The organism is Plebeiibacterium sediminum, from assembly GCF_026013605.1.
Taxonomy (GTDB): domain Bacteria; phylum Bacteroidota; class Bacteroidia; order Bacteroidales; family Marinilabiliaceae; genus Saccharicrinis; species Saccharicrinis sediminus.
Genome location: NZ_JAPDPJ010000344.1, coordinates 1 through 409, shown reverse-complemented (window position 1 = coordinate 409; position 409 = coordinate 1). Strand labels below are relative to the sequence as shown.

The following is a 409-nucleotide window of genomic DNA, read 5'->3' as shown; positions in this document are numbered from 1 at the left end:
TGGTCTGGTAGTTCAGCTGGTTAGAATGCCGGCCTGTCACGCCGGAGGTCGCGGGTTCGAGTCCCGTCCAGACCGCAGAAAGGTTATCTCAATATTTTTGAGGTAACCTTTTTTGCTTTACAACACCTCTTTATATATTGTATTAATAAACATAAGTTTTAGGAGATCAGCAGATAAAGTTGGGGTTGAGACAAGTATATGTTAAATAATTAAGCATATATCTGTGTAAGTCTAAACGAGAAACACTTGATATCTATTACACCTCTAAATTGCCTTCTAAAATCCTTTATTTTAGCATTGAACGATTCAGCAACAGCACAGGGTACTCGCATGAGTGAGGAGTATGCTGCTTTTTTAAAAGAAATTAGTAGATTCTAATGCCATAAGTTGCCAAAGTCTCGAAGTGTAT

Annotated in this window: 1 tRNA gene; it reads left to right on the top strand. The window is 38.1% G+C overall.

Annotated elements, in window-relative coordinates:
* Position 1: 1 nt before the first annotated feature.
* A tRNA-Asp gene (locus OM075_RS25730) sits at positions 2–75 on the top strand.
* The last annotated feature ends 334 nt before the right edge of the window (positions 76–409 follow it).